Below are 783 nucleotides of genomic sequence, written 5' to 3' on the forward strand. Positions count from 1 at the left end.
GCTTCGGAAATCACATCGGCCTCGACCGAGGCGGCGATCGACGTCGGGCCGCCTTCGCGGATTTCGCCTTCGTCCTGCTCGGCCGAATCCTCGCCATGCTCGGACGCATCGGCATGTTCGGACGAATCAGCCGCATGTTCAATGATCTCGGACGTGTGCGAGATGTCCTCGACACCAGCGTCGGCACCTTCTTCTGCCTCGTCGGCAGCGTCGCTCGCCTCGCCGGAATCGGCTGCATCGCGCTTGTGCTCGCCCCGGTCGCGGGGCTTGCCGCCGCGCCTGCGGCCGCGCCGTCCGCGATCGCGGCTCTGGCGATCATCGCCGTCGCCGTCCTCGTTCTCCTCGTCCTCAGCCTCCTGCGCTTCCGCGCGCAGCAGTGCCTGACGATCGGCGACCGGAATCTGGTAGTAATCGGGGTGGATTTCACTGAAGGCGAGAAAACCGTGACGGTTGCCGCCATATTCGACAAAGGCTGCCTGAAGGGAGGGCTCTACGCGCGTTACGCGGGCTAGGTAGATGTTTCCTTTGAGCTGCTTCTTGTCCTGGGATTCAAAGTCGAATTCTTCAATACGGTTACCGCGTATGACGACAACGCGTGTTTCCTCCGGGTGGGAGGCGTCTATCAGCATTTTGTTGGGCATTATTTCGTTTCCCCCCGGCAGCCGTCAGCCGCAGCTTGCGAGGCAAAGCCTGCTGCTGCGTGTCTGGAATGTGGGTGCCGGATATTTGAACGTCCGTCGGCCGCCGCTTGAGCGCCATGGCGGTGCCGCCCGCAGCCATAAT

Annotated in this window: 1 pseudogene; it reads right to left on the reverse strand. The window is 62.7% G+C overall.

The features are described 5' to 3' along the window. Positions 1-641, reverse strand: a pseudogene (locus EN884_RS37570) (S1 RNA-binding domain-containing protein); the annotation flags it as partial. Between the last annotated feature and the right edge of the window lie 142 nt (positions 642-783).

It is taken from the genome of Mesorhizobium sp. M7A.F.Ca.AU.001.01.1.1 (assembly GCF_004022735.1).
Classification (GTDB): Bacteria; Pseudomonadota; Alphaproteobacteria; order Rhizobiales; family Rhizobiaceae; genus Mesorhizobium; species Mesorhizobium ciceri.